Source organism: Moraxella boevrei DSM 14165, assembly GCF_000379845.1.
In the GTDB taxonomy this organism is placed as follows: Bacteria; Pseudomonadota; Gammaproteobacteria; order Pseudomonadales; family Moraxellaceae; genus Faucicola; species Faucicola boevrei.
On the sequence record NZ_KB903804.1, the window covers coordinates 112,510 to 138,173 of the forward strand.

30 protein-coding genes and 2 tRNA genes are annotated in these 25,664 nt (G+C 39.9%); 11 read left to right on the forward strand and 21 right to left on the reverse strand.

Annotation, left to right across the window (positions count from 1 at the left end; genetic code table 11):
* Positions 1–67 precede the first annotated feature (67 nt).
* From A3G3_RS0109525 to A3G3_RS0109540, 4 genes are all read right to left on the reverse strand, one after another.
* Positions 68–1,561 carry a DASS family sodium-coupled anion symporter gene (locus A3G3_RS0109525; RefSeq protein ID WP_211207563.1) on the reverse strand — a complete coding sequence of 498 codons (1,494 nt, stop codon included), beginning with the start codon at positions 1,559–1,561 and terminating at the stop codon, positions 68–70.
* Between the two features lie 243 nt (positions 1,562–1,804).
* Positions 1,805–2,464: a YidB family protein gene (locus A3G3_RS0109530; RefSeq protein ID WP_019520296.1), complete on the reverse strand. Its 660-nt coding sequence runs from the start codon at positions 2,462–2,464 to the stop codon at positions 1,805–1,807.
* Positions 2,465–2,620: 156 nt separating this feature from the next.
* The gene (asd, locus tag A3G3_RS0109535) at positions 2,621–3,454 is read right to left on the reverse strand and encodes an archaetidylserine decarboxylase (RefSeq protein WP_019520297.1); all 834 of its coding nucleotides are present in this window, start codon (positions 3,452–3,454) and stop codon (positions 2,621–2,623) included.
* 53 nt (positions 3,455–3,507) lie between these two features.
* Complete coding sequence (locus A3G3_RS0109540; RefSeq protein ID WP_040631711.1) at positions 3,508–4,494, reverse strand: tRNA dihydrouridine synthase; 987 nt, start codon at positions 4,492–4,494, stop codon at positions 3,508–3,510.
* Positions 4,495–4,615: 121 nt separating this feature from the next.
* On the opposite strand from A3G3_RS0109540, the gene A3G3_RS0109545 reads away from it, so the two are divergent.
* From A3G3_RS0109545 to A3G3_RS0109555, 3 genes are read left to right on the forward strand one after another with little or no spacing between them, the layout of a single operon-like run.
* The gene (locus tag A3G3_RS0109545; RefSeq protein ID WP_019520299.1) at positions 4,616–4,834 is read left to right on the forward strand and encodes an AbrB/MazE/SpoVT family DNA-binding domain-containing protein; all 219 of its coding nucleotides are present in this window, start codon (positions 4,616–4,618) and stop codon (positions 4,832–4,834) included.
* A 3-nt stretch (positions 4,835–4,837) separates the two neighbouring features.
* Positions 4,838–5,233 carry a type II toxin-antitoxin system VapC family toxin gene (locus A3G3_RS0109550; RefSeq protein WP_019520300.1) on the forward strand — a complete coding sequence of 132 codons (396 nt, stop codon included), beginning with the start codon at positions 4,838–4,840 and terminating at the stop codon, positions 5,231–5,233.
* Positions 5,226–6,701 carry a UvrD-helicase domain-containing protein gene (locus A3G3_RS0109555; RefSeq protein ID WP_019520301.1) on the forward strand — a complete coding sequence of 492 codons (1,476 nt, stop codon included), beginning with the start codon at positions 5,226–5,228 and terminating at the stop codon, positions 6,699–6,701. Before A3G3_RS0109550 ends, A3G3_RS0109555 begins: the two co-directional genes overlap by 8 nt.
* 323 nt (positions 6,702–7,024) lie before the next feature.
* Here the strand turns inward: A3G3_RS0109555 and A3G3_RS0109560 are convergent, their stop codons facing one another.
* The 10 genes from A3G3_RS0109560 to A3G3_RS0109610 all read right to left on the reverse strand — a co-directional run bounded on the left by A3G3_RS0109560 (position 7,025) and on the right by A3G3_RS0109610 (position 14,255).
* Positions 7,025–7,846: a tyrosine-type recombinase/integrase gene (locus A3G3_RS0109560; RefSeq protein ID WP_019520302.1), complete on the reverse strand. Its 822-nt coding sequence runs from the start codon at positions 7,844–7,846 to the stop codon at positions 7,025–7,027.
* A gap of 45 nt (positions 7,847–7,891) precedes the next feature.
* Positions 7,892–9,142, reverse strand: a complete 1,251-nt coding sequence (locus tag A3G3_RS13600) for a zonular occludens toxin domain-containing protein (protein ID WP_019520303.1) — start codon at positions 9,140–9,142, stop codon at positions 7,892–7,894.
* A gap of 74 nt (positions 9,143–9,216) precedes the next feature.
* A complete protein-coding gene (locus A3G3_RS0109570) occupies positions 9,217–9,492 on the reverse strand; it encodes a DUF2523 family protein (RefSeq protein WP_019520304.1) in 276 nt (91 codons plus the stop codon).
* Positions 9,479–10,792 carry a BAR domain-containing protein gene (locus A3G3_RS0109575; RefSeq protein ID WP_019520305.1) on the reverse strand — a complete coding sequence of 438 codons (1,314 nt, stop codon included), beginning with the start codon at positions 10,790–10,792 and terminating at the stop codon, positions 9,479–9,481. Before A3G3_RS0109575 ends, A3G3_RS0109570 begins: the two co-directional genes overlap by 14 nt.
* 239 nt (positions 10,793–11,031) lie before the next feature.
* The gene (locus tag A3G3_RS0109585) at positions 11,032–11,292 is read right to left on the reverse strand and encodes a hypothetical protein (RefSeq protein WP_019520306.1); all 261 of its coding nucleotides are present in this window, start codon (positions 11,290–11,292) and stop codon (positions 11,032–11,034) included.
* 17 nt (positions 11,293–11,309) lie between these two features.
* A complete protein-coding gene (locus A3G3_RS13605; protein ID WP_019520307.1) occupies positions 11,310–11,543 on the reverse strand; it encodes a hypothetical protein in 234 nt (77 codons plus the stop codon).
* Positions 11,544–11,558: 15 nt separating this feature from the next.
* The gene (locus A3G3_RS0109595) at positions 11,559–11,882 is read right to left on the reverse strand and encodes a hypothetical protein (protein ID WP_019520308.1); all 324 of its coding nucleotides are present in this window, start codon (positions 11,880–11,882) and stop codon (positions 11,559–11,561) included.
* A 28-nt stretch (positions 11,883–11,910) separates the two neighbouring features.
* Positions 11,911–13,146: a replication initiation factor domain-containing protein gene (locus tag A3G3_RS14090; protein WP_019520309.1), complete on the reverse strand. Its 1,236-nt coding sequence runs from the start codon at positions 13,144–13,146 to the stop codon at positions 11,911–11,913.
* An 87-nt stretch (positions 13,147–13,233) separates the two neighbouring features.
* Entirely contained in the window at positions 13,234–13,485 is a 252-nt protein-coding gene (locus A3G3_RS0109605; RefSeq protein ID WP_019520310.1) for a hypothetical protein, read from the reverse strand.
* Positions 13,486–13,766: 281 nt separating this feature from the next.
* Positions 13,767–14,255: a hypothetical protein gene (locus A3G3_RS0109610; protein WP_019520311.1), complete on the reverse strand. Its 489-nt coding sequence runs from the start codon at positions 14,253–14,255 to the stop codon at positions 13,767–13,769.
* 193 nt (positions 14,256–14,448) lie between these two features.
* Here A3G3_RS0109610 and A3G3_RS0109620 point away from each other — a divergent pair, with 193 nt between their 5' ends.
* Complete coding sequence (locus A3G3_RS0109620; protein WP_019520313.1) at positions 14,449–14,703, forward strand: hypothetical protein; 255 nt, start codon at positions 14,449–14,451, stop codon at positions 14,701–14,703.
* A 400-nt stretch (positions 14,704–15,103) separates the two neighbouring features.
* On the opposite strand, the gene A3G3_RS0109630 is transcribed toward A3G3_RS0109620, so the two are convergent.
* Both A3G3_RS0109630 and A3G3_RS0109635 read right to left on the reverse strand, forming a co-directional pair.
* Positions 15,104–15,179, reverse strand: a tRNA-Glu gene (locus A3G3_RS0109630).
* Between the two features lie 82 nt (positions 15,180–15,261).
* A tRNA-Ala gene (locus A3G3_RS0109635) sits at positions 15,262–15,337 on the reverse strand.
* Between the two features lie 171 nt (positions 15,338–15,508).
* On the opposite strand from A3G3_RS0109635, the gene A3G3_RS0109640 reads away from it, so the two are divergent.
* Positions 15,509–16,135: a DedA family protein gene (locus tag A3G3_RS0109640; RefSeq protein ID WP_019520314.1), complete on the forward strand. Its 627-nt coding sequence runs from the start codon at positions 15,509–15,511 to the stop codon at positions 16,133–16,135.
* A 132-nt stretch (positions 16,136–16,267) separates the two neighbouring features.
* On the forward strand, positions 16,268–17,776 hold the full coding sequence (gltX, locus tag A3G3_RS0109645) for a glutamate--tRNA ligase (protein WP_019520315.1): 1,509 nt from the start codon (positions 16,268–16,270) through the stop codon (positions 17,774–17,776).
* Between the two features lie 154 nt (positions 17,777–17,930).
* Here the strand turns inward: gltX and pheS are convergent, their stop codons facing one another.
* From pheS to rpmI, 3 genes are all read right to left on the reverse strand, one after another.
* Positions 17,931–18,989, reverse strand: a complete 1,059-nt coding sequence (pheS, locus tag A3G3_RS0109650; protein WP_019520316.1) for a phenylalanine--tRNA ligase subunit alpha — start codon at positions 18,987–18,989, stop codon at positions 17,931–17,933.
* A gap of 136 nt (positions 18,990–19,125) precedes the next feature.
* A complete protein-coding gene (gene rplT / locus A3G3_RS0109655; protein WP_019520317.1) occupies positions 19,126–19,482 on the reverse strand; it encodes a 50S ribosomal protein L20 in 357 nt (118 codons plus the stop codon).
* Positions 19,483–19,525: 43 nt separating this feature from the next.
* Entirely contained in the window at positions 19,526–19,717 is a 192-nt protein-coding gene (gene rpmI / locus A3G3_RS0109660) for a 50S ribosomal protein L35 (protein WP_019520318.1), read from the reverse strand.
* A 358-nt stretch (positions 19,718–20,075) separates the two neighbouring features.
* On the opposite strand from rpmI, the gene A3G3_RS0109665 reads away from it, so the two are divergent.
* From A3G3_RS0109665 to tatC, 5 genes are all read left to right on the forward strand, one after another.
* The gene (locus A3G3_RS0109665; RefSeq protein ID WP_019520319.1) at positions 20,076–20,519 is read left to right on the forward strand and encodes an acyl-CoA thioesterase; all 444 of its coding nucleotides are present in this window, start codon (positions 20,076–20,078) and stop codon (positions 20,517–20,519) included.
* 53 nt (positions 20,520–20,572) lie between these two features.
* Positions 20,573–21,379, forward strand: a complete 807-nt coding sequence (gene hisIE / locus A3G3_RS0109670) for a bifunctional phosphoribosyl-AMP cyclohydrolase/phosphoribosyl-ATP diphosphatase HisIE (protein ID WP_019520320.1) — start codon at positions 20,573–20,575, stop codon at positions 21,377–21,379.
* Positions 21,380–21,420: 41 nt separating this feature from the next.
* Positions 21,421–21,657, forward strand: a complete 237-nt coding sequence (gene tatA, locus A3G3_RS0109675) for a Sec-independent protein translocase subunit TatA (RefSeq protein ID WP_019520321.1) — start codon at positions 21,421–21,423, stop codon at positions 21,655–21,657.
* Between the two features lie 79 nt (positions 21,658–21,736).
* Positions 21,737–22,180, forward strand: coding sequence for a Sec-independent protein translocase protein TatB (gene tatB / locus A3G3_RS0109680; protein WP_019520322.1), 444 nt, complete (start codon positions 21,737–21,739; stop codon positions 22,178–22,180).
* A 107-nt stretch (positions 22,181–22,287) separates the two neighbouring features.
* Positions 22,288–23,013 carry a twin-arginine translocase subunit TatC gene (tatC, locus tag A3G3_RS0109685; protein ID WP_228702728.1) on the forward strand — a complete coding sequence of 242 codons (726 nt, stop codon included), beginning with the start codon at positions 22,288–22,290 and terminating at the stop codon, positions 23,011–23,013.
* A gap of 60 nt (positions 23,014–23,073) precedes the next feature.
* On the opposite strand, the gene A3G3_RS0109690 is transcribed toward tatC, so the two are convergent.
* Both A3G3_RS0109690 and A3G3_RS0109695 read right to left on the reverse strand, forming a co-directional pair.
* Positions 23,074–24,327 (reverse strand): FAD-dependent oxidoreductase, encoded by a 1,254-nt coding sequence (locus A3G3_RS0109690; protein WP_019520324.1) that lies wholly within the window; start codon positions 24,325–24,327, stop codon positions 23,074–23,076.
* A complete protein-coding gene (locus A3G3_RS0109695) occupies positions 24,327–25,556 on the reverse strand; it encodes an FAD-dependent monooxygenase (protein WP_019520325.1) in 1,230 nt (409 codons plus the stop codon). Before A3G3_RS0109695 ends, A3G3_RS0109690 begins: the two co-directional genes overlap by 1 nt.
* Positions 25,557–25,664 lie beyond the last annotated feature (108 nt).

Genomic DNA, 25,664 nt, shown 5'->3' on the forward strand with positions numbered 1-25,664 from the left:
ATGAAAAAATACCGCCAAATTTTTGACGGTATTTTGTAATTTTTTTAAGATGATTTTAACAAACTAATTAGTAATAACCCAACACCTTCCACCATACCAAACCAACAGCAAGCCAAACAATACAGTTAATTACGCTGATAATAAAACCTGTCTTCCACCATTCGCCAAGGGTCACAAAACCCGAACCAAAAATCACAGGGGCAGTTCCTGTGCCGTAGTGAGTGATACCCATCATAATGTTACCTGCTGCCGCCAAAATCAAAGCATATAGCATCGGCGGTGCTCCCAACGCAAGACCGACTCCGTAAAAGGCAGCAAACATGGCGGTAATATGAGCAGTGGCACTGGCAAAGAAATAGTGTGTGTAAAGATAAATCAAGGTCAAAATCGCACACGCACCGACCCAACCCACGTCAAGATGTCCGATGCCTGCTTGGATATTTTCAGCGAACCATTTGATTAAGCCCAATTTGTCCAAGAAAGTCGCCATCATAATCAACGCTGAGAACCAAATAATCGTATCCCATGCTGATTTTTGTTTTAACGCATCATCCCACGTCAAAACACCTGTCAACAATAACGCTGATAAACCGATAAAGGCGGTGGTGGTTGCATCTACTTTAAACGTATCCCCAAAAATCATCGCAGGAATATTCGCCCATAAGATTAATAATAAGGCAAACACGCCAAGCATGATTTTTTCACCTTTTTTCATCGAACCAAGTTGGGCTAAGTGTTGTTTGGCGTATTCGGTGGCGTTTGGCGTTTCTTTTAGCTCTGGCGGATAAATTTTGTAAATCACCAACGGCATGATGAACAAGCACGCCAAGCCGGGTAAAAACATCGCCAATGCCCACGTTGTCCAACTAAGCTCAATTTCTTTGCCAGTCGCTTCAGCAACGAATTTCACGACAAGCGGGTTGGGTGCGGTGGCGGTGATAAACATCCCTGACGTAATTGGATTAGTGTTATAGTTTACCAATGCCAAATAACGCCCAACTTTTGTACGGCTTTCATCATTCGCCCCGTTTGAGCCTAGCGACTCCGAAATCGCTTTCATAATCGGGTGAATAATCCCACCACCACGAGCAGTATTTGATGGGGTAATCGGTGCTAACACTGCTTCGGCAATCGCCAACGCATAGCCGATCCCGAGTGTTTTTTTACCAAAAATAGAAATAAAGTAATACCCAATGCGACTGCCCAAGCCTGTTTTGCTCAAGCCATACGAAATAATAACCGCAATACCGATAAGCCAAATCAATGAATTAGAAAAACTGGATAAAGCGTGTTTTAACGCTTCACCTGACGGATTGGCAATCGCTTTACCATTTTCACCAAGCTCAGGGACGGTCACGCCTGTCAAAGCAACCAACGCAATCGCAATGATAGAAATCGCCCCAATCGGCATCGCCTTACCAATAATCGCCACAATCGTACCGACAAACAACGCCAATAAATGCCATGCCTGTGGTTTTACGCCGTCAGGCACAGGAATGACAAACCAAATTAATAAGGTAATCACAATCGCAATCACAGTCGGAATGGGCTTAAAACCCAAACTTATTTTGTCTTCTGTTAGATTATTCAGACTCATAAAATGCCCCAGTTCTTTTAAAAACGAATTTTATTGTTTAGTTAATCTAAAACAATGCTCAATTTTATTGTAATTTGTAACAAATTTTATCTTATCTTACCACTTTTTTATCATTGTACTAAGGGGGTAAAACAAAGTTTTTGCTAAAAAAAAATCCCATAACTTTTTTGTATGGGATTTTCTAAATCGATAAAAATGTGCAATATTTTAACGGATAAACTGTGAAAGTTGCGATAAAATCTCATTAATTTCGTGATTCGCTTGGGTTTCGGTATGGGTGTTGCCATTTGGGGTTAATTGGTCAAACACTTGTGGCAAGAGATCTGCCATACCTTGACACACTTCGCCTTGGTCACAGCCTGTTTGGCTAGCGACTTGGGCGATTTGTTGTGGGTCAAATAGCTGATTGATGTCGTTTGGATTTAACGTTTGGTTCGGTTGGTTAGCACTCATCCACGATTGAGCTTGATTACCAAAACCCATATTTTGGATTTTTGACAACGCACCGCTTAGACCACCATTTTGTTGGATAAAACTCAACGCCAATGGTAACAACGCCACCATCATTGCATTTTTTCCGCCACCTTGACCGCCAAGCACACTACCCAAAATTTGCCCCAATGCACCGCCTTGTGACTGCCTTGGCGATTGTTGTTGGTTGCCGTTCATCACCATGCCTGCCATGCCAATCACGTCATCCAAGCCAAAACCGTTACTCAAATCCACGCCAGAACGTGGTTGGGCTTGGGTTTGACCGCCAAGCATGCCACCTAAACCGCCCATGCCACTGTTTCGCGGTTGTTGTTGGCTTTGACCTTGTAAGGCACTTTGTGCGACCTGAGTGATTAAACTGCCTAATAAACTCATGTTGATGTCCTTAATAATATTAACCGTAAAAATGAATAAAACGCCCTTATTTTACAATTTTTTTCACAAAAAAATAGGATAAATTTGTTAAAAAATGCTATCTTGGTAAATTTAATTTTAAAATAAATTATTTCATATTTAACTATTTTTTAATAATTATTGATAACAGATACCGAGCAACTGCCCCATTTTTACCACCGTACCATTTTGTAAGCCACCTTGCCAAGCCGTGCCTGCCGATTTTGGCAATACCACAATCGCCGTTGAGCCTAGATAAAACCGCCCTAATTCATCGCCTTTTTTCAAGGTTAGATTATGAGTGTGGCGTTGGATTTGCTCGGAGCGTTTGAGTTTACCTGTTGCCACGGTTTCAATCCCCGCCACAATCATCGCACCGACGAGTACCACGCAGGCTTTGCCAAATTCGGTGTCAAACACACAAACACAGCGTTCGTTGCGAGCGAACAAGTCAGGAACATTTTGCGCCGTTTCGTTATTTACCGAAAACAGTTGCCCTGGCACATAAATGGTCTCAACCAGCGTACCACTAAACGGCATATGCACACGGTGATAATTGGTCGGAGCCAGATAAATCGTGGCAAAACTGCCATCTAACATCGCTTTACCTAGCTCATGGTCGGCAAGTAGTTGGGCGATATCGTAATTTTTGCCTTTGGCTTGTAAAATTTGGTGTTGTCTAATTTGTCCAATTTGCGAAATTTTACCGTCCGCAGGGCAGATGATACCGCCGTCTTTTGCGTTAATCGGACGCATGCCTGCTTTTAGTTCACGAGTAAAAAAATCGTTAAAATTCTGGTAATCGTCCCACTGTTCTCGTTCATATTCATCTAGCTTGATACCGTAAGCGGTGGCAAAACCGTGAATAAAAAAGCGTTTCACAATCGGATGTTTACTACTGGCAAGTTTGCCTGCAAACTCGCTTAACGCTTGCTGTGGCACGATATTTTGTAAAGTGGTAAATAAACTCATGGCATTCTCTTTGTAAAAAAATGGTAAAAAACTATAAAAAAACTTGGGCTATTTTAACACACATTTGGTGGATGCAACTGTGCATTTAACAAATGTAACATTTCATCTAAACTTTTGACACGTTTGGCGGTTTGCCACAAGATTTCAGCTTGCCGATAGCCTTGCGTCAGCATCCCTAACCATTGTTTATAGCGAGCGACTATCATGCTATCGCTTTTGGCATTGCCGTGTAAGAAGTCAATTTGTAGCCGTAACAAGTCTTGCCAAGTTAAATTTTGATAATTATTATTTTTAATTTTATTCACCAAATCTGGACGAGTAACTGCCCCACGCCCCAGCATTAAATGCGGTGTGTTGGCTTTTGCTTTGCAACGCTCGGCTTGTTCTAAGATCCAAATTTCGCCATTGGCAATTATCGGTAACGACAATTTTTGAGTTAATGGGGCGATGAGTTCCCAATAGGCAGGCGGTTTGTAGCCTTGCGTTTTGGTGCGAGCGTGGACGGTCAGCCAGCTAGCGTTGGCGGATTGCACCGCATCGCCGATTTCAGCAGTCAAAGACGTGTCTTCATAGCCCAAACGGATTTTGGCAGAAACAGGAATTTGGCTTGGCACGGCTTGACGCACGGCGTGTATGATTTGATAAACGGTTTCAGGCTCGGTCAAAAGTACCGAACCACCCCGATGATTATTTACCGTTTTGGCAGGGCAACCAAAATTCAAATCAATGGCAGGGGCGTTCAATTCACAGGCTTTCACCGCATTGTGTGCCATAAGTTCAGGGTTGCTTCCAAGCAGTTGAATATGCACAGGCGTGCCGTGTCGGGTTTTGCCTTGCAACTCGCCGTCATGCTTGAGTTCGGGAACGTATTTGTAAAAAACGTGGGCAGGTAAGACGGTTTGGGTAACTCGGATAAATTCGCTAACCGTCCAATCATAGTTGCCAATGGACGTTAAAACCGACCGCATCACAGGGTCGGTCAAGCCTTCCATTGGAGCTAGGACGGTTTGCGGTTGAGAAAAATTGGGAATGTGTGGCATAGTTTTTGGTAAATGTTTGGTAAAGTCGCTTTTGACAAATAACAAAAAAGCGAATTATAGCATTTTTTTGAAATTGGTATAACTGTGTTATAATAACTTATTTATGGCAAAGGAAAATCGTATGCAAACCACGCTAAAATCAGCTTTTCATCACGAGCAAACCCAAGTTCCAAAAACCATTATTGACACCTTACAACTCAAAGATGGCGAAGAAATCATTTGGCAAATCATGCCTGACGGTTTTATCACCGTTCGCACAAAAAATAGACAAATCAGCGATATTAAAGGTATTTTGCCAAAACCGACTGAAGTCATTAGCCTTGATAACATGCGAGTGTAACGCATGGCGGGTTTAGACACCAATAGTTTGGTGCGTTATTTAACGCAAGACGATGTTTTACAATCTCAATTAGCCAGTGATTTAATTGATAATGCTCAAATATCTAGTTTATTTATCCCAATTACCGTGATTTTGAAATTAGAATGGGTGTTACGCAGTCGTTATAAATTTGATAAATATCGGTTGATTGATGTTATTCAACGTTTAATTAGCATTCAATCTTTACAAATTTCCCATGAAAATGCCTTGTTAAATGCCGTTTGGCTGTATCGTAGCCATTCGGCTGATTTTGCTGATTGTTTACACACCGCACTTACCCAAGACGAAAATCAATCACCCAGGTACACTTTTGACCAAAATGCCAGTAAAATGGTGGACAATATCAATTATAATGACTAATTACACCCCCACTGACGAACAACAACAAGCCCTAAGCACCGCCCTATCTCGCCAATCATTTAAAATCGTGGCATACGCAGGGGCAGGCAAAACCAGCACCCTAAAACTCATCGGCGATAATCTGCGTGGGCGTGGGATGTATTTGGCATTTAACAAAACCATTGCCAACGAAGCGTCGCAAAAATTTTCTAGCCATATCAACTGTCGAACCTTTCACTCGCTCGCCTTTCGCCATACCGACCGCAATATCACCGCAAAATTACAATTACCCAGATTTTCACCGCAACGCCTTGCCCACGATTTAGGCATTTTGCCCATTCAAGTCAAACGCCACATTGACGGTAAAAGCCAATTTGTTACCTTAACGCCTGAACGCCAAGCCAGATTTGTCGCCGATGCCGTGAGTTATTTTTGTAGCACGCACGCCAGCTACCCTGCCCCACGCCATTTACAACTCCCTGACTGGCTATCAAAAAGCGATGCTGAGAGTTTGCAAGATAGTTTATACCCCTTTGTGGAAAAGCGTTGGCTACAGTCCATTGACCCACACCATACTGCAGGGATTGGGCATGATATTTACCTAAAACTTTGGGCTTTATCCAATCCGATAATTCCTGCAGATTTTATTTTATTTGACGAAGCCCAAGATGCCGACCCACTGATGATGGGCATTTTAAAAAATCAGCCTAGCCAAGTGATTTTTGTCGGCGATGCTCACCAACAAATTTATGAATGGCGTGGGGCGATTAATGCCATGAAACGCCTACCATTACCACAAACTTTATTAACACAATCGTTTCGTTTTGGTGAAAAAATTGCCGACATTGCCAACGTATTTTTAACCGCTCTACAAGAACAAGTGCCATTACGTGGCAACCCAAATATCCAATCAACACTGGGCAAAAGTCTAGTAACAGGCAAAAAAGATGCCGTTCTTTGCCGAACCAATGCCAGTGCCATGATAAAATTGTTAACAGGCTTAAAAATGGGGCATAAAGTCGCCCTGCAAGCGGACACCGAACGACTGCTAAAATTTAGCCAATCCGCCGAACGCCTAAAAAAAGGACAGCCTGCCTTTGGCGTGCCAGAACTCGCCTACTTTCACAACTGGCGAGAAGTGCAAGACTATGCCGAAACCAATGAAGGCAGCGACCTAAAAACCCTTGTCAGGCTCGTGGACGAACACGGTACAGACACGCTAAACCAAGCCATTCACAGCCTAACTACCCCTGCCCAAGCCGATTATATCATCTCCACCGCCCACAAAGCCAAAGGCTTAGAATGGGGACGCGTGCAGATTGATGACGATTTTTATTATGATGTGAATAACCAAATTGTCAAAATCAGCCCAGAAGAATTACGCTTGCTCTATGTCGCCTGTACCCGTGCCAAACTTAATTTGGATATGTTTCACATCCAAGACTTGGTAAACGCCTTACAAAATGGCAATAAAGTGATTTATAATTGAGAACCTGTATTCACAACCTTACGCAACTGAATGCTACTTTGAAGATATAAAACAAAAATTTGCTTTTGCATGAAAACTGGCTAAATCTTGCTTTTTTGCGTCAAAAACTTGCTTGATAGAATGACTATCAACCTGCGTTTTTTCCTTGAAAAGCCGGCGATTTATCGCATTTTTTATCGCAAAAACGTTATAAATACAGGTTCTAAAATTTAAACAATAAAAAAAAGCCACTTATGATAAGTGGCTTTTTAGAATATTGGCGTCCCCACGGGGATTCGAACCCCGGTTACCGCCGTGAAAGGGTGTTTATCTTAAAACATTGTTTAATCAAAATTCGGCAACAATGCAACAACGTTGCTCAAACTATTGGGCGACAAATGGGCGTATTTTTGCGTTATCCTGGTATCAGAATGCCCGAGCAGTTGCGATATATGATAAATTGGAACACCCTGCGACACTAAAAGACTTGCGAAAGTGTGGCGTAAGTCATGAATACGGCATTTAAATTCTAGCTTGTCAAGCGTGGCTATCCAAGCCTTTCTAAATGTTTTGTAGTGGCTTTCTGTTTTGGGATTGTAAAAAACAAATTCGTTTTGTTTGTCTAAATTATTTAACAAGTTAAAAGCGGTATTATTTAAGGGCTTGTAAATTGTCTTTTTATTCTTTGATAAAGAATTTCTGATTATTATAAACTTTCTATCCAAATCAACATTATCCCATGTAAGGGTTAATAATTCGCTTGAACGGCAACCAGTATTTAGCAACAATGCAACATAGACATAAAAAAGCGGGTTGGGGTATAGCTTACATTTACCCAATAACTGCTTACATTGATTTTCGGTTAAATAGGTTGGGATAAAATCCGATTCAAACAAATTAAACCCGTTAAATGGGTTATGATAGTTTGTTTCATGGTGCAAATTGTAGTAGTTTATTGCGGAGCGGATAACGGTTAATTCTCGATTGATTGTGGCATTTTTCACCCCGTCAAGCGTTCGTAGTGTGCAATACTCGTGGATATGCTCAATTTTGATTTTGTCTAGCTTTTCAAAATAGGACAGGTTATAAAACTTGTCGGCATAGTCATGTTTTGATTGATAAAGCCCATGGGCTTGGTAAAACGCTAAAATTTGTTGGTACAACATAATTTTTACTCTAATTGCTGGGCGATGTTACCCAACAACAGAATATTAAGCCGTTGGCATTGTTTGGATAGTTGGTTGATGTGGCTTTTGATAAAGTGACTTTTGACCCGTGGCATACTGCTTGCACTCATCAAAAGACAAATCAAGGACTAAACCATCCACATTATAAGCGGTGCATTTATCACCAAATAGCACAACATTAACCGGCATTTTGGCTATTTTATCTTGTTGCTTTAATTGCTCAATCTGATTTTTTAATTGTAATTCTTGTAATTGTGCGTTTAATTGATCAATTTTTGTTTGAGTGTCTGAAACAGCTGAAGCCGTCGGCATTGGTACAGACGCATGGGCTAATTCTGTTGTTTTGGCTTTTTCATGTTGACCGCCTACCAAACTAGACTTTTTTGCCATTCCAATCTGTTTAAAGATGATGTAAAAACAAATGATTAGAAATACCACCAAAGCAACAATCATTTTATAAGGAACTCGCTTTTGATGTGTGTTAATCGTAGTTGATTTATATAGCTTAAAAATATATTTAGGGGGTGTAAAATCAAACTTTCTTTCACAATTAATCTTATTAACCATTGTGTTGGGATAATCACGGGTTGAACCCCATTGGTAAACCTTGGTTTTCCAACCATATGGTTTTGTTAAGTGGTAATGAATACCAATCAACACTTTAATTGTTGGGTGTAATAAAACGGGGGCTTGTGTCAAAAAATAAAAATCAAAACCCCGATGACGGTGAATTGTCAAATCTTGAACAACTTTGTTATTTCTATCTTTTAAATTATCATAAGGCTCAACAAGTTGAACTTCATCAATAACAATAATTGAACCGTCGGGACAGTCCCGCCAATCATAAATATTGTCACGGACAAAATCAATTTTTAGATTATTAATATTAGTGTAAATTGTGCGAACGGGGGAAAGAGCTACAAAGCCTTTTATAGATTCACGTTCAGAAATACGTTCCAAAATCGCATTATATTCATTTGCACGTTTAAAATAATCATCTGGACGTAACTCTTCAAAGTCTTGAGTAAACATTGAAAAATAATCATTATCAAGTGGTTGAAGGTGTTTTTTTAAAGTATGACCGCTCCCCGTTTCATATTCTAAATAAGTGAAATCGTTTTGTAATTGATTGTTATCTATGATTTTTTTATTTTCTAAAAAAAATTGTTTATTTTTGGCTAAGTTAACTTTGTTTTGCTTTTCTACTTTATCCAACGTTGTAACTACAAATGCAGTCTTGCCCGTGCCTGGTGTGCCTGTGACTAGATGTAACATGATTTTTCCCGTAACTTTTTTTTGAGGGGGCTCAATCGTCGAAGCTCCTCATTCGCCCCCCGTTGGTTAAGTTTTTATTTGATTTTCTGCAATGATAATTTTGTGGCATTTTGAACGGCACGGGCAATAATTGCACCCAATACAATGCTAAAAGCATAATCAAGCCCCATTAAATGGGCTAAGCCCAATAATTCTATTGATACATAATTAAATGACGAGCGAAAAGTATCAATAGCGGTATTCACCGCGGTTAATGTTATTGCAGTTGTACCAAGCGTTAAACCCGCTCCAGTTAACATGTCTTTTAGCAAACCTTTGTTTGCTGATTTTAAAATACTAATTAGACTCATTACGCCCCGCTAATATCATGATTGCTTGATAGCTTGCCATTGCTATTAAAATCGGTTTAACAAATGTTGATAAATTCCAACAAATTTTTGCCCAGTCCATTAAGGTGAAACTAATATTTTGACCAAATAAATTACCGCTAATTTCAACATTGGCAGGGCAAGAACCACCAAAATTAATATTGGTGTTTGGTGTCGGTAATGGGTTGTTATTTATCGGAATGTCATTGTCAGTGTTTTTATTATCAGCGTTTTTATTATCACCCGTCAAAAAATCTCGCATAAATTTAAAAAAGCTTTGCTCTTCTTCTAATTGTTTTTTTGTCGTTTTGTCTATTTCTTTTGTGTTTTTTTCAGTTTTATTAGTATTTTCTGAAGTTTCTTTTGTGTTTTTTTCGGTATTGAGCCAAGCAGGACAAATGCCAGTCCACGCACAGAAAGCAGGAAGTTCAAACGGTTGTGATTCGGCTTTTGGGTCTGTTTTTGGGTCTTTTTGGGGTGCAGTTTCAGGGTCTATTTCAGGTGTGGTTTCAGGGTCTTTTGCTGGGTCATTTTTTGGTTTAGCCGCTGCTTCTAACTCTTTATCAAGTTCGCCTTTTTTTGCCATGTCTGCTACTGTATCTACTACTGCTTGCTGTGCTTCAGCAACACCATTTTCGGCTTGTCTTTTGATTTCTTCGGCAATCTCTTCAAGCTGTACAGAATCGGTAGCAACACAAGAGATTGAATATTGATAATTGCCACCGCTTTTTAAATCAATAATTAAACTAACTTTGTCTTTATCACCCTGAAAAAAACGGTGATTTGAATAATTTTTACCAGCACTTTGTAAATAACCATCTACTCTAGATTTAAAATCAGAATTTTTACAAATTGGATTTATTTCTTCGCCAGGGTTTGCCTGAGATTGATTAATAATAACAGCGTTATTTGCAGGGTCTAAAACCCAATCAACACCTTCGCCAAACATTTCAGCGATTGCTAAAGCAATTGCAAGATTGTTATAACCCTTTGCCAATCTTAATGCAAGTTTGCCCGCCGTCGGCAATTTGTGTATTAACGATGTGAAATTTCCGCCAATCTTCGTTACTTTTACGCCTTTGCCTTTTTCGTATTTGCCGACATTGGGCTTGGCTTTTTTAAAGTCGTCATCATTTGCTGCGCGAGTTGGACGAGAATCAGGATTATTAACGTCATTAGCTGAAGTTGCAGGGTCAATGGGTGTAGGCTTTCTGACAGCTTCAGCATGAACTGCACTGCTTAGCGTTAAGCTAATCAATATACTTGCAATAATCTTCTTCATAACGCACCCAAAAATACCGTTATCACGTCATACCAAAATATTATCGCAGGTATCACAATAAATAGATAAAATAGTAAAGTTTTCATATCATTTAAACACGTTGATTAATACAATAAATGCAAAACATAATAATAAAATCGGTATCCAATACAATATGCTTTCTTGTGGCATTTTCTTAACTCCTTAAAAATTAACCCCACGGTAAAGCAGGGTTAATTTTGTGTTTGGTGAAACAAAAATTAGGCTGAATTTGCACCACGTTTCAAGTAACGGAAACCAGCAAAAATACCTAACAAAATAGCACCAGCGGAAAATAAAGAAATTACAAGAGCTTTTACAGCTTCAATTTCTTGCGATAAACCCGATCCGATTGTGGCAATTTCGGCGGCATTGGCTTGGCTGATTGCCATTGATGATAAAGCAACTGCAACACCATATTTTACAGCTTGATTAATGCGTTTTTTTGATTGTACGCTAACAACTTGATTTTGCTTATCCATGGGATAAACTCCTATTTTTACATTGATTTAACCGCTTTTGCCAGTATGACAAATGCCAAAATAACGACAAAAACAGCACTTAACGAGGCGGAAATTTGAACCATATCAGATTTTGTTATTGCTAAATCCTGGATAAATGATTTTTGTTCCACCCATTTTTTACAAGTAACCACGTTTTGCATGTCACCGCCCACAAAGCCATCACCGTCAGATGAATAAATTTGTTGCAATTCTTCACAAACGTATGTCACTAGTAAAATCCTTTATTAAATTTTTGGGGCTTGCTTTGCCGCTGGGACAATGTCAATAACTACCAACACGGCAGTTTTACCGCTCGTTTGGTTTTCCCATGTTATTTCAGCTTCAAATTCTTTGTTTGCTTGTAAAATTTGCGGGTATTTAGCAACAAAATCATTGTAGTTTTGGCTAGTCCCCCAATTGTATTGCGGACTTGGAATGCCAAAGCCTTCTTTGTTGCTTGTTAATGGTGTGTCAATATGAACCTTTGTGCTGTCATATTCGCGACCATTTTCCATTTGACCCTTTGAAGGGTACATTGAACGAACATAAGTTACTGATTTCATTTGCATAGTTTTTTACCTTTAATAGCAGGCATTTTTAAAAAGTCGGTTGCCTAGTTTCCGCTATCCCACGTTGGGGAATATGTTTAAGCGTGATTACGTCATCACCAAACGGGATATCTAACAAATAATCGTCAGTCGATTGGTTTTGCTCGTCAAAGTAACGACGCATAATAATCGGCATATCGTGTCGGACTGTTTCAAGAGTTTTTAGACGTTTTGGGTAATAGCCTTTTTTATCACTTACCAACATATCTAAAATTTCTGTATCTGTGAAAAAGTCGCGATATACACGCAAATACTTGCCAAACTGATGTTTAACAATCTGTTTGGACTTGTCAAAGCTGATTTTGCTTTCTTTTTTAATTAGCTCAATGCGTGTTTTTTTTACGTTAACATTGCCCGCTAACTCAAGTAATTCAGCACAATAAGGGTAACAGCCTTTAAATACGCTTGTTGGATTGGTTAACACTTCCAGGGGGATTAGGCGGTTTTTGTTGCTTAATTCTACTTCATGACGGAACCAAAAACTTTCGGAATCGCCCAATTGTTTACCTTTTTCATATCCACGGTAAAGTTTACCGCCTTCACGGGTGCCAACTTGCAAGGTGCGACCTTTGCCCGTGTGTCTTTTCCAGTCGCCCAGGTGCTGAACTTGTGGCTTTTTGTTGGTTAGACAAAATTTATCGTGTGTGTCTGCTTCATCGGCTAATTGGGCTGATGAATAAAGACCGTCAAAGTCATCAAGTGCTAAGTCAACCCGAGTTATTCGGGGATTTATGGTTAATTGGGTTAAATAGCCGTATAGCATACCTTCCCAACAGTCGGGCATACAGTGACAGCCCGCACCGTATAGCATGATTAATACTGTGTCTGATTTTGCATGGCCTAAACATATTAAGCCTAGGGGCTGATTGTAATCGCCAATGCGATAGGCGTATCTGTAAAAGTTTGCACCTTTTCCCGTGTATTCTATTTCGGTGTAGCGTTCACCAAACATCATACCCAAAACAAAGGCGACTTCTGACGCTGTGTCATAGGCTATTAATTCTTTGTCTTTTTCTGTTAATAATGGGTTGTTTAGTTTTTCTTTTAATTCTTTGTCATAAGTGCCACCGTCAACAACAAAGTTTAATGCGTCAATAACCACGGATTGACCACTTACTGGCATTCTTACCGTTTCTTCAACTATTTTTCCGTTGTGCATAACTATCTTTGTTAGTTGGGCTGATAGTTTTTGATACGTCGGCAAATCAAAACTGTTATTAGTCATGGTTTATCTCTTTCGTAACCCCTGTGTTACTAACTAGGGGTTTGGGGTTATACCCCCGTTATTTACGTTCTATCGGAATTTTGTTGATTAATAGTGTTTTAACATCTCTTGGTTTTCGTCAAGTATTTGGCGGTGATAAAAAGCGATTGCGTCAATTGATTTTTTGTCAATTTTGTTTTCTTTTGCTAAGTCCAATAAGTAGCTTAATGCTTGTTCGCTTTCGTCTGCTACACAGCCGTTTGAGATTACAGGGATTGCTTTTTCAAACGCCAGTCTTGATACTAAGGCGATTGCGTCGTTTTTAAATTCGCTTTCTGTGTTGAATACTAAGATTGACATTGTTTTTTACCTTTTGTTTTTCACTTAAACACTAAGAAAAATATTCAAAAAAAATTTGTTCGGCAAGCCTCAAATTTTTTTGTATTTTTCTAAGTGTTTTACGCTCGTTATTCCATTGACGGGGCAACTAACGCGACAACCTTGTTAAAACTCTATTATGTTTAAAATATTTTTTACTTCTTTTGGGCTCTTTCAGTTGGGGGCACGCCCCCAAACCCCGTGGGTCAAAATTTAAAATTTTAAATTGGCTTGTTGCCAATTAAAAATTTGAAATTTTCGACCTACATCGCCTTGCTAAATAACCCACTTTCATAAAATGCGGAGTTAGTCTGCATTGCGTTGTTTCTGTGATGATTCATTTCATCAATTAAGTAATCTTTTGCAGATTGGGTAATTCTTGGCTTTTGTGTTGTTTTGACGTTATTTAGAAATCCTGGGGGATAGTCTAAGCAGTCATCTAATAGGGTATCCCCAACACTTTCAATAGCCCCTACAACTTCAGTGTGTAAAGGTGATTCGCTATCAGTGGTTACGGTTTGGGGATTATGATTGTTTTTGGCATACTCAACCAATGTTTTAATTGATTTTGATTTTAATGCTTGAATTGTTTCAGCGTGAGATAAATCTAAAAACCAAGTTAATTTTATGCCATTAATTGTTTTGCCGTCTAATACGTGATATTGAACGGTGATTTTACCATTGTAAATAAATGCTAAACCAAGTTGCTTTTTGGTTTCTCTTTTGAAAATTTCTTTGTAGTCGTTTTTCATTGCATACACTCCGTAACTAGTGATACATTATAGGATTGCTATGACTTCTCGTTGCTATTCTTAAATCGTTTAAGAAATAAAATCGCTATTTCGCCTAGCTTGATACCACCAAAAATACCAAACAACAAAGCTGTTATATAAATTAAAATTTCTGTCATTGTGATTTTCTTAAACAAGTATTATAATTTTTTACATGAGCAAGTACATAGATTTACAAACAATCGCAATCATTTTCAGCATTGGAGCTTTTATCATCGCTTTAATCTGTTTATTCAAAATCACTCAACAGCAAAAAGCAAAAAAGACCAATCGCAAAAAATCTGAACGTTTATTCGGTATAAAGCCCGAGTTTATCGAAGAAGCTAAAAGCGAACGTGAACACCGACTAAAACAACGCAAGAAATATGGGATTTTTGATGAAAACGGCAATCGCATTAATCAAAAATAATTTCTAGCACTTTAAATCCCCTTGTGTTATCATTGGGGGTTAAAACCAAAATTGGTATATACCAAATTTGGTACATTTAAGTTTAAAAAAATATACCATTTTTGGTACATTTGATTATATACCAAAAATGGTACAAAAACAAGGGGCAAATATGTTTATTGTAAAATTAATTGAAAAAGCAGAAACAAAGGCGGGTTCTCAGCAGAGCTTAGCAAAGAGATTTGATATAAGATACAACCGATTTGGCGATTATAAGGCAGGGCGAAGAATTCCAGACGATAGCCTTGTTGGACAATTGGCGGAGTATGTCGGTATGAACCCGTTAGAAGCTATTTTGCAAAGCAAGCTAGAAACGGACAAAGAAAAAGCCAACCTTTGGCAAGATTGGCTTTCTGAATATTGGCGTCCCCACGGGGATTCGAACCCCGGTTACCGCCGTGAAAGGGCGATGTCCTAGGCCTCTAGACGATGGGGACGCAATGAGTTTAGCGATTTTTAACAATTAAAATCGGTACTATATAAGTAATTGCCTAGGTGCTTATATAGACGTTTACAAAATGGTGGAGCTAAGCGGAGTCGAACCGCTGACCCCTTGCATGCCATGCAAGTGCTCTACCAACTGAGCTATAGCCCCTTTTTGTAAAGGTGGGCGTATTTTAATCAAAGTTATTTGGCTTGTCAATATTTTTTTGCGTTTTTTGTGAAAATTTTGTGAAAAACTTGGCTTTTAAGTTGGTTTTTTACAAAAATCAGCTATAATGTGCCAATTTTTGCATCTTAACCGATTGACCGCACAGGATTTTTCATGCCCCTGATTGATTTTATTTTACATATTGGCGACCATTTACAAGAATTAGTTAACAATTATGGTAACTGGATTTATGCCATTTTGTTTTTGATTGTGTTTTGTGAGACAGGTTTGGTGATAACGCCGTTTTTACCGGGGGATGCCATGCTGTTTGCAGCAGGGGCGATTGCGGCAGTTGGCGAGATGAATGTGTGGCTGTTAATGGTGTTGTTAATCATAGCGGCGGTGTTGGGTGATTTTGTCAATTTTGAAATTGGCAAACATTTTGGCAAAAAATTGTTCTCAAATCCTGACTCCAAAGTTTTTAAACAAGCCTATCTGCAAAAAACTCACGATTATTATGCCAAATATGGCGGTCGTACGATTATTATTGCCCGTTTTATTCCCATTGTCCGAACTTTTGCACCGTTTGTCGGTGGTATGGGCAATATGCCCTATGCCCAATTTGCCCGTTATAATGTGATTGGGGCGGTAATTTGGGTGGTGTTATTTACCATGTTGGGTTATTTTTTTGGGCAATTACCCTTTGTCAAAGAGCATTTTTCTTGGATTATGATTGGTATTATCGTGGTGTCAGTCGTGCCCATGATGGTTGAAATTATCCGTCATCGTCATTTAAAATAATGGCAAATTTTGTAAAAATTTAATCAACCACTCGATGCAAATTTGGGTGGTTTTTATTTTTTAAAATGCGTTATAATAGCTATTTTGTTAGTCATTTTGACCATTATTTTACCAATCTTTTAAGAGAAATTTATGACCGCATTCACCAAAGTCCGCACCCGTATCGCCCCAAGTCCGACAGGCTTTCCGCACGTTGGCACAGCTTACATTGCTCTTTTTAATTTATGCTTTGCCAAACAGCACGGTGGGGAATTTATCTTACGCATTGAAGACACCGACCAACTTCGATCCACGCCAGAATCCGAAAAAATGATTTTAGACAGCCTAAAATGGCTTGGGCTAAACTGGTCGGAAGGTCCTGACATTGGTGGACAATTTGCCCCCTACCGCCAATCTGAACGTATGGACATTTACAAAAAATACGCCATGGAACTCGTGGAAAAAGGACACGCTTTTTACTGCTTTGCCACCCCTGAAGAGTTAGACCAAATGCGTGCCGAACAGCAAACTCGTGGCGAAACACCAAAATATGACGGTCGTGGATTGTTATTGTCGAGTGCTGAAATTCAAGAAAAATTAGCCAGTAACACACCGTACGTCATTCGCATGAAAGTACCAACCGAAGGGGTATGCAAATTTAACGATATGCTACGTGGCGAAGTGGAAATTCCATGGTCGCAGGTGGACATGCAGATTTTGTTAAAAACCGACGGTTTGCCAACTTATCATCTAGCGAATGTGGTGGACGACCATTTAATGCAGATTTCTCACGTCATTCGTGGCGAAGAATGGATTCCATCTGCTCCAAAACATCAGCTTTTATACCAATATTTTGGTTGGGAAATGCCGACTTTGTGCCATATGCCCCTACTTCGTAATCCTGACAAATCCAAGCTGTCAAAACGCAAAAATCCAACCTCTATTAATTATTATAAAGATATTGGCGTGTTGCCTGAAGCCTTACTTAACTATTTGGGGCGTATGGGTTGGTCCATGCCTGATGAACGTGAAAAATTCACCCTTGATGAGATGATTGATAATTTTGACATTAAGCGTGTGTCATTGGGCGGCCCGATTTTTGATGTGGAAAAATTGTTCTGGCTCAATGGTCAATACATCAAGGCAATGACAGCAGGGGAATTATTGGACACGATTTTATCATGGCAAAATGACCGTGAAAAATTGGAAAATATCGCTGCTGCTATTCAGCCACGCATTAACATTCTGTCTGAAGCGGTGAATTGGTCGGCGTTTTATTTTAATCATATGCCAACCATCACGGTTGAACAATTTGACAATAAAAAAATATCGCCTGAGCAAGTACGTCAAAGTCTACAATTTGCCATTTGGCGACTTGAGAGTCTATCTGCGTGGAATAACGACACCGTAAGCCAAACCTTATCAGATTTAGCAACACAAATGGGTATAAAATTGCGTGATTTTATGCCGACTTTCTTTATTGCTATCGCGGGTAGCACAAGCTCAACGCCTGTTATGCAGTCGATGGTTATCATTGGTCCTGACGTTACCTTTGCCCGACTTCGTCATGCCTTAAATATTGTGGGCGAACCAAGCAAAAAAGAGCTAAAAGCGTGGGAAAAGTTGAATGTTGAGTTAAAAAATCAAGCAAATGTCGAGTGATTTTTTAAATAATTAGCGTGGTTTTTACCCACTTAAATTGAAATCATCATTAAAAAAGGGTGGATAAAATCCACCCTTTTAGTTATTTAGCTTTATCATAGCATTGATACCATCAAGTACACGCATTTCGCCTTACATGAAACCCTTGTTGATTTTAGCCAAACTGCTTTAAAAACCGCACATCATTTTGGAAAAATAAGCGTAAATCATTCACACCATAATACAACATCGCAAAGCGTTCAATCCCCATACCAAAGGCAAAACCTTGATATTTTTTCGGATCAATGCCACAGTTTTCTAGCACGTTTGGATGTACCATACCACACCCCATTACTTCTAGCCATTTGCCCCCACCTGCATAACTCTCCGCCAAAATATCCACTTCAGCTGACGGCTCGGTAAACGGAAAATAAGATGGACGAAAACGTATGGTAAGTTTTTTACCAAAAAACGCTTGCAAAAACTCATGGATCAAGCCTTTTAACTCGGCAAAATTGGTCTTCTCGCTGATATACAGCCCTTCTAACTGATGAAACATCGGCGAATGGGTTTGGTCGCTATCACAGCGATACACACGCCCTGGGCAGATGATACGAATTGGCAGATTGCCCTGCTCCATCGTGCGAATTTGCACAGAACTGGTGTGCGTGCGGAGCAAATATTGAGCATCAAAATAAAACGTATCGTGCATGGCACGGGCAGGATGTGTTTTGGGAATATTTAACGCTTCAAAGTTATAATAATCCCGCTCCACCTCAGGGCCTATCGCCACTTCAAAACCCGCTTGACGAAAAAATGCTTGCATACGGTTCGCCGTCAAGGTTACAGGGTGCAAATTGCCCTTGTCTTGTCCACGAGCAGGAAGCGTAATATCAATGGTTTGGGCTTGCAGTTTGGCATCTAAGGCTTTGGCTTCTAGCGTGTTTTGGGTGGTTTGCAAACGCTCATTAATCGTGGTTCGCACGCCATGCAAATAACCACCCACAATTTTTTTATCATCAGCCGACAGACCGCCAAGCTGTTTTGACCACAGGGTTAAATGGCTTTTTTTCCCTGTCAAATTCACACGCACTTCTTGCAACGTTTGGGTGTCCGTTGCCGTGTCAATTAAACTTTGGGCTAGGCTAGTAAACCGCTCAAAATCACTACCCTGCAAAGTTGGCAAATCGGTGCTAAAACGGTTTAATTGTTCATACAAAACGCTGTCAGTCATAATCCATCCAAAAATGATATTAGTTAAATAAAAATGCTTTATTTTAAAGGATTTTCACAAAATTTACAAAACAAATCCGCATAAAAAAAGCCATCAAGTCAAAAACCTGATGGCCTTATTTTGATGAAAAACTCAATTAAGCAAGGGCTTGTTTGGCTTTTTCAGTCAAAGCAGTGAATGCTTGTGCATCATGCATCGCAATATCTGCCAACACACGGCGATCAATCTCAATGTTCGCTTTTTTCAAGCCATTGATTAAACGGCTGTAGCTTAGACCATTTAGACGAGCACCTGCATTAATACGTGCAATCCACAAACGGCGGAATGAACGTTTTTTGTTGCGACGGTCACGATACGCATATTGACCAGCTTTCATTACCGCTTGTACAGCAACACGGAATACACGAGAACGTGCTCCATAATAACCTTTTGCACGAGCCAATACTTTTTTATGACGGCGATTTGCCTGAACACCACGTTTTACACGAGCCATAATTTACTCCTAATTATTTTTTAAATGAACTTAAATCCGAGCCTTATAGATAAGGACACATACGACGCACACTAGCTTCATCAGAAACGTGTACCAATTTGCATCCACGTAGCTGACGGATACGCTTAGGAGATTTTTTGGTCAAAATGTGGCGTTTGAATGCTTGTTTACGTTTAATACCGTTAGCGGTTTTTTTGAAACGTTTGGCAGCACCACGACGAGTTTTTAATTTCATAAGAAGCCTCTTGTTAGCTTAAATTGCTTTAAGTATAAATACCTTTTTGTCAATTTTATGCTAAATAACCGCAAAGTTTTTAGTATAAAACTACCTGAAGGTGGGAGACGGTATTTTACCAAAATCTGTTATTTTAGCAAGCATTTTTTGTAAATATTTGGCAAAAGGTTGACTGAAACTTTTTTATAAAAAAAATTAATTTTTTAATTAATATTAGGTAATTTAAAAAAAATGATGTATAATCATTTTTTTAGGATAATCGGTTGTTTTTTTAGATAATTGGCATGTTTTTACAGATAATTGCTTATCAAATTTAACTTTTATCTAAGACACAATCCATCAGTTTGGGAGCATAATAATGTCTGATTTAGATAACGAATTTGGCGACGGAAGTTTTGTATTTGAAACCGTGATGCGAGTGCGTCATACGGAGATTGGCATTGGACAACACTTAACCATTGATGCAATGGTGGCGTTGCTTGCTGAAGCCCGTGCAAGATTTTTATTTTCCAAAGGCGTAAAAGAAATTAATGCCGAGTATCAAGGCTTTATTATCACTGATGTGGCGACACATTTTATTAGCCGTGCCAAAGCCCGTGAAGAGCTGTTGTTTGAAGTCGGTGTGCAAAATTTGACCGACAAGGGAGGTGATTTTATTTTTAAAGTAACTCGGATGTATGATGGCACAGATGTGGCACGAGCGGTCATGGGTTTTGTGGCGTATGATTACCGTTTAAACAAAGAAATTCCGCTTACAGGAGCGTTGCGTGATGCGGTAGAAACCAAACCGTTTGAGATTTGATTTTTTAACATTACTTTCATATTTTCAAATAAAACAGTAAAATAGGCGAAAAAATGGACTGGTTAAATGCAGTAAAATTTGATGAAAATGGGCTAATTCCTGCCATTGCCCAAGACCATGTCTCAGGACGGATTTTGATGATGGCATGGATGAACCGTGAAGCCTTAAGCCTAACGGCGACGAGCAAACAAGCGGTGTATTTTTCCCGTTCTCGTAACAAACTTTGGCATAAAGGCGAAAGTTCAGGACATTTTCAGCAAGTACACGCCATTCGCCTAGACTGTGATGCTGATGTGATTGTGTTAAGCATTACCCAAATTGGCGAAATCGCTTGTCATACAGGGCGTGAATCTTGTTTTTACCAACTGTTGACTGACCAAAATGGCGAATTAAACTGGCAAATTACCGACCCTGTCAAAAAAGACCCAAGCGATATTTATGACGTGGTGCAATCGTTAACCGTCAATGAAAATACACCGTCAAACCTAACTTTTGAGAACGCTAATCAACCGATTTTAGAAGAAAACATTTTAGAAAAACTCGATAAGGTGTTAAACGAACGTAAAGAAGCCGATGAAAAAAGCTCTTATGTTGCTAGCTTGTACCATAAAGGGCTGAACAAAATTTTGGAAAAAATCGGTGAAGAAGCAGTTGAGACCATTATCGCCAGTAAAGAGTTGCAAGCCGACCCCACCGATGCACATCACCATGACGTGATTTACGAAATCGCCGATGTGTGGTTTCACACCATGGTAACGTTGGCATGGTTTGGTATTCCTGTGACGGCGGTGACGGATGAGTTGGCACGGCGTTTTGGCTTGTCAGGCATTGATGAAAAAAATTCACGCTCTCAAACCTAATTTTATGATATAATGTTAATTTTAAATAAAGGAATTGCATGATGGGTGGTTTCTCTGTAACACATTGGTTAATTTTTTTGGCAGTGGTTGTCGTGGTATTTGGCACCTCAAAACTAAAAAACGCAGGCAAAGACTTAGGTTCAGCGGTCAAAGGTTTTAAAGATGCGGTTCGTGATGAAACCCAAACGCAAAATAGCCAGAACCATGTGATTGAGCATAATGCGAACAGTACGACTACGACCACCACCACGGTCAATCATGACAAAACCGGCGTTTAATTTTTACAAATAATTTTATAAATTTATTTTAATAAATGGTTGGTATTTTCTTTTTATCTAATCTTGACAAGACAATCAAATGTTTGACGTTGGTTTTTCTGAGCTGTTGCTGTTTGGCATTATCGCTTTAATCGTTCTGGGTCCTGAAAAACTGCCTCATGCGGTACGCAAAGCAGGGCGAGCCTATGCCAAATTTCGCCGTCATGTCGCCACCATCCAACGAGAAATTGAAAATGAATTGGATTTGGCAGAAACTCGCCAACAAATGCAAGCCGAAATTGCCAAAATTCGCCAAGCCGAGGCGGATATGAAACGAGAAATGGACGAGCTAAAATCCAGTTTTCAACAGTTACAACAACAAAGCATGAATAACACAAAACCAATGTTACATCAATGGTTTATCCTTGGCGATTATGACAAAAAACGCCGACTACCGAATGCCCCATTTTTGCCAAATTATCAAGCTGACCGCTTGCTCAACTCACATCTTGACCCAGAGATTAACACAGCGAGCAAGCCATGACCGAGCCAAATGTATCCGAAAATTTAATCAAAACGCCAAAAACCGCCAAACAAAAACAGTTATCGCAACAGCAAGATGAGCAAAATTTAGAAAATCAACTGTCCGGTATGCCGTTAACCCAACATTTGATTGAATTACGCCAACATTTTATCCGTATGTTGGTGGCAGTGTTGGTAATTTTTTTGGCATTGGTTGGTTTTTCTCGAGAGATTTACGACCTTTTTTCTACGCCGTTGGTCGCCTTGTTGCCAAGCAATGCTAGCATGATTGCCACCGACATTACGTCATCATTTTTAGCACCGATCAAATTAACCTTGTACGTGGCGATATTTTTGGCGATGCCGTATATTTTGTACCAAATTTGGTCGTTTGTTGCCCCTGCCCTATACAAGCACGAAAAAAAGATTGCCCTGCCGATTTTGCTGTCGTCTATTGTGTTATTTTACACAGGGATTGCCTTTGCTTATTATATTGTGTTAAATAGTGTATTAAGTTTTTTTATCAAATTTTCACCTGATAATGTGCTACCCATGACCGATATTGATAGCTATTTAAACTTTGTATTAAAGCTATTTTTGGTATTTGGAGCAACCTTTGAAATCCCCGTGTTAACACTGCTATTGGTATTGGCAGGGGTGGTATCGGTGCAGTCGCTCGCAGACAAACGCCGTTACATCATCGTGGCGTGCTTTGGTGTATCGGCAATCGTAACGCCACCTGATGGGCTTTCGATGATTTTGTTAGCAATTCCGATGTGGTTATTGTTTGAAGTTGGCTTGATTTTGGCAAAAATATTGGTAAAGCAGAAAAAAGCAATTAGCACAGTAGATTAAAGAGAAAATAGACAAACAAATTGCTCTTTTGCAAAAAAAGCTTAAAAATTAAATGTGGATTTAAATTCCACTCGCTTTTTTGCTAAAAAACTGCATTAACGGCTTTATTTTACTAACTTGATGCACGCCTATATTGCGGATTTGTTGTACAGGAGCAAACTGCGTACCAAACAGCCAATTTATCCCCGAAAAACTGTGCATCATCATCGCATTATTGGCATAGCGTTTGCGTTCGTAGCGTTGCAACGTGCTAAAATCCGCCCACACTTCTTTGCCACTTCGCTCAAAATCTTTTTGTAAAATCTCAATAAAATCAATCACATCCAATAAGCCCAAATTTAACCCCTGCCCTGCCAATGGATGCACGCCATGCCCTGCATCACCGATTAAGGCAAGATTTGGCTTGACGTATTGTTTGGCATGTTGAGCATTGAGCGGAAAACTGGCGATAGACTCAATCTCGCTAATTTCACCCAATTCATAACCGCTGGCGAAGGCGATTTCGTCTGCCAATTCGCTGTCGGTTAACATCAACAATTGTTTGGCTTTATGCGTCGGAAGCGACCAAACAATGGATTGCCAATGCTGTGGCTGTGCCTTGTCTTGCTCGTCCACATCAGCAAGCGGTAACAATGCCAAAATACTGTCGGTCAAAAACACTTGGCGAGCAGTGGCTTGATGCGGTTTGGCCGTTTTAATCGCACAACAAATCGCCGTCTGAGCATAGTCCAACCTATCCAAGCCAATCCCTGCCGATTGTCGTACCATGGAGCCACGTCCGTCCGCACCAACTAACAGTTTGCCGACATGGGTATCGCCATTGTCAAGCTCAATTTGATAGCCATGTGGCTCACCAAGCCAATGTATTTTTGTCAACTTATGTCCATTAATAACGGTCAAAAAAGGGGCAATATCGGTATCCGCAACACGGTCGTACAAGGCTTTTTCAATGATGAATGGCTCAACCATACTGCCCAATAATTGATTAGCACTTAATTGGTTAACATCGCCCTGACTAGCAAACTTTAGTTCACCAATGCCATTAATTTGCCACACTTGCATTTGTGAATAATCGGCTTTTCGCCCTAATGCTTGGATATTCTGCCACGCCCCAACTTGCTGTAACAATTGAATACTGGCAAGGCTTAGGGCAAATACTCTGGCATCACGCTGAGTTAGTTTCTGTTGCCAATCAGTCTGACTTAAATAAGGACGAGCATCAATCAAGGTAACAGGGTGCTGACGTTTGGCAAGGCTTAAGGCAAGGGCAACACCGACAATACCACCGCCAATAATTAAAGTATTATTATTCATTATGACTTTAACCCCATCGCAAAAGTCGCTACCATCGGCTTAATATACGGTATTTTGTCAAAAGCGATTAAGCCGACATTGCGCACCAACTTTATCAATGGATTACGATGCGTAAAGCCATGCACCACGCTATCACAGAACAAAATCACCCGTTTTTGGTCAATTTTTCGGCGTTTTTCATAGCTTTTTAACATCGCATTATCGCCAATATCGTCGCCAAGCATGACTTGTTGAGCGAGCATTTTTGCCAAGGTATCGGCATCTCGCATACACAGGTTAAATCCCTGGCCTGCCACCGGATGCAAGGTGTGAGCCGAGTTCCCCATAATCACGCAACGCCCCACGACTTGACGGTCTGCCAACACCTTAACCAGCGGATACGCCCCACGTCTGCCCGCTTGCACAAATATGCCTGACTGGTTGCCAAAGGTATTTTGCAACGCTTGTAAAAACAGCTTATCATCTTGCAAATAGGCTTGCTCTTCGCCTTTGTCGCACACCCACACCACCGAACGCCGATACAGCGTGTTACCGTGTTCATCTATGCTATCGGTCAACGGCAACACCGCTACCAAACCTTGCGGACTAAAGCGTTCAATGGCAATATGCTCGTGCGGTCGGTCGCTAATCACCGTGCCAACCACGCCCACTTGCCCATAATCGTAAAAACTTGAGCCGATACCAAGCAGTTGACGACTTGGCGAATTCTGCCCATCGCACGCCACCAATACATCAGCGGTAAGTGATTGTTTTCGATGGTCTTTGTCAAAGTTAATCGTTACATTGTCTGCGGTTTGTTCAATATGGGTAACGGTGGTGCCATCTAACAGTTCAATGCGTGGATTGTTTTGCACGGCCACTAACAGTTTTCGCCCAAGCCAACGATTTTCAATGACGTGTCCAAAACTTTCTACCTTTTCTTCATGTTTGTTTAACGTGGCTTTGCCAAAACTGCCTTGTTCACTAATTTTGATGCTATCAATTCGGCAAGCATGGCTTTGCAAATCTTGCCACAAACCGATACGCTGATAAATTTGTACCGTTCGGCGAGAGAGTGCCATATTTCGGCTGTCTAGGTAGTGGACGTGTTCGCTATCGTCATCAGGGTTAATGCTTGGATAGCGGTTTTGTTCCAATAGGGTGCTATGAATGCCTTGATGTGCCAATAATAAGGCGAATGATAAGCCGACATTACCACCGCCAATAATTAATATTTTTTTATTTGTCATTTTTTGTCCTAAAAATTTTATTAGATAGAATTTTATTAAATATTGATAGCTTACCATAAAAATCATTTTTTTGATGTTTTTTGATTGTATTTTTTCCCATTTTTTTAT

Coding starts and splice junctions, on each gene's coding strand:
- A3G3_RS0109530 (WP_019520296.1), bottom strand. CDS start 2,464: ATGAGTTTATTAGGCAGTTTAATCACTCAGGTCGCACAAAGTGCCTTA.
- asd (WP_019520297.1), bottom strand. CDS start 3,454: ATGAGTTTATTTACCACTTTACAAAATATCGTGCCACAGCAAGCGTTA.
- A3G3_RS0109540 (WP_040631711.1), bottom strand. CDS start 4,494: ATGCCACACATTCCCAATTTTTCTCAACCGCAAACCGTCCTAGCTCCA.
- A3G3_RS0109545 (WP_019520299.1), top strand. CDS start 4,616: ATGCAAACCACGCTAAAATCAGCTTTTCATCACGAGCAAACCCAAGTT.
- A3G3_RS0109550 (WP_019520300.1), top strand. CDS start 4,838: ATGGCGGGTTTAGACACCAATAGTTTGGTGCGTTATTTAACGCAAGAC.
- A3G3_RS0109555 (WP_019520301.1), top strand. CDS start 5,226: ATGACTAATTACACCCCCACTGACGAACAACAACAAGCCCTAAGCACC.
- A3G3_RS0109560 (WP_019520302.1), bottom strand. CDS start 7,846: ATGTTGTACCAACAAATTTTAGCGTTTTACCAAGCCCATGGGCTTTAT.
- A3G3_RS13600 (WP_019520303.1), bottom strand. CDS start 9,142: ATGTTACATCTAGTCACAGGCACACCAGGCACGGGCAAGACTGCATTT.
- A3G3_RS0109570 (WP_019520304.1), bottom strand. CDS start 9,492: ATGAGTCTAATTAGTATTTTAAAATCAGCAAACAAAGGTTTGCTAAAA.
- A3G3_RS0109575 (WP_019520305.1), bottom strand. CDS start 10,792: ATGAAGAAGATTATTGCAAGTATATTGATTAGCTTAACGCTAAGCAGT.
- A3G3_RS0109585 (WP_019520306.1), bottom strand. CDS start 11,292: ATGGATAAGCAAAATCAAGTTGTTAGCGTACAATCAAAAAAACGCATT.
- A3G3_RS0109595 (WP_019520308.1), bottom strand. CDS start 11,882: ATGCAAATGAAATCAGTAACTTATGTTCGTTCAATGTACCCTTCAAAG.
- A3G3_RS14090 (WP_019520309.1), bottom strand. CDS start 13,146: ATGACTAATAACAGTTTTGATTTGCCGACGTATCAAAAACTATCAGCC.
- A3G3_RS0109605 (WP_019520310.1), bottom strand. CDS start 13,485: ATGTCAATCTTAGTATTCAACACAGAAAGCGAATTTAAAAACGACGCA.
- A3G3_RS0109610 (WP_019520311.1), bottom strand. CDS start 14,255: ATGAAAAACGACTACAAAGAAATTTTCAAAAGAGAAACCAAAAAGCAA.
- A3G3_RS0109620 (WP_019520313.1), top strand. CDS start 14,449: ATGAGCAAGTACATAGATTTACAAACAATCGCAATCATTTTCAGCATT.
- A3G3_RS0109640 (WP_019520314.1), top strand. CDS start 15,509: ATGCCCCTGATTGATTTTATTTTACATATTGGCGACCATTTACAAGAA.
- gltX (WP_019520315.1), top strand. CDS start 16,268: ATGACCGCATTCACCAAAGTCCGCACCCGTATCGCCCCAAGTCCGACA.
- pheS (WP_019520316.1), bottom strand. CDS start 18,989: ATGACTGACAGCGTTTTGTATGAACAATTAAACCGTTTTAGCACCGAT.
- rplT (WP_019520317.1), bottom strand. CDS start 19,482: ATGGCTCGTGTAAAACGTGGTGTTCAGGCAAATCGCCGTCATAAAAAA.
- rpmI (WP_019520318.1), bottom strand. CDS start 19,717: ATGAAATTAAAAACTCGTCGTGGTGCTGCCAAACGTTTCAAAAAAACC.
- A3G3_RS0109665 (WP_019520319.1), top strand. CDS start 20,076: ATGTCTGATTTAGATAACGAATTTGGCGACGGAAGTTTTGTATTTGAA.
- hisIE (WP_019520320.1), top strand. CDS start 20,573: ATGGACTGGTTAAATGCAGTAAAATTTGATGAAAATGGGCTAATTCCT.
- tatA (WP_019520321.1), top strand. CDS start 21,421: ATGGGTGGTTTCTCTGTAACACATTGGTTAATTTTTTTGGCAGTGGTT.
- tatB (WP_019520322.1), top strand. CDS start 21,737: ATGTTTGACGTTGGTTTTTCTGAGCTGTTGCTGTTTGGCATTATCGCT.
- tatC (WP_228702728.1), top strand. CDS start 22,288: ATGCCGTTAACCCAACATTTGATTGAATTACGCCAACATTTTATCCGT.
- A3G3_RS0109690 (WP_019520324.1), bottom strand. CDS start 24,327: ATGAATAATAATACTTTAATTATTGGCGGTGGTATTGTCGGTGTTGCC.
- A3G3_RS0109695 (WP_019520325.1), bottom strand. CDS start 25,556: ATGACAAATAAAAAAATATTAATTATTGGCGGTGGTAATGTCGGCTTA.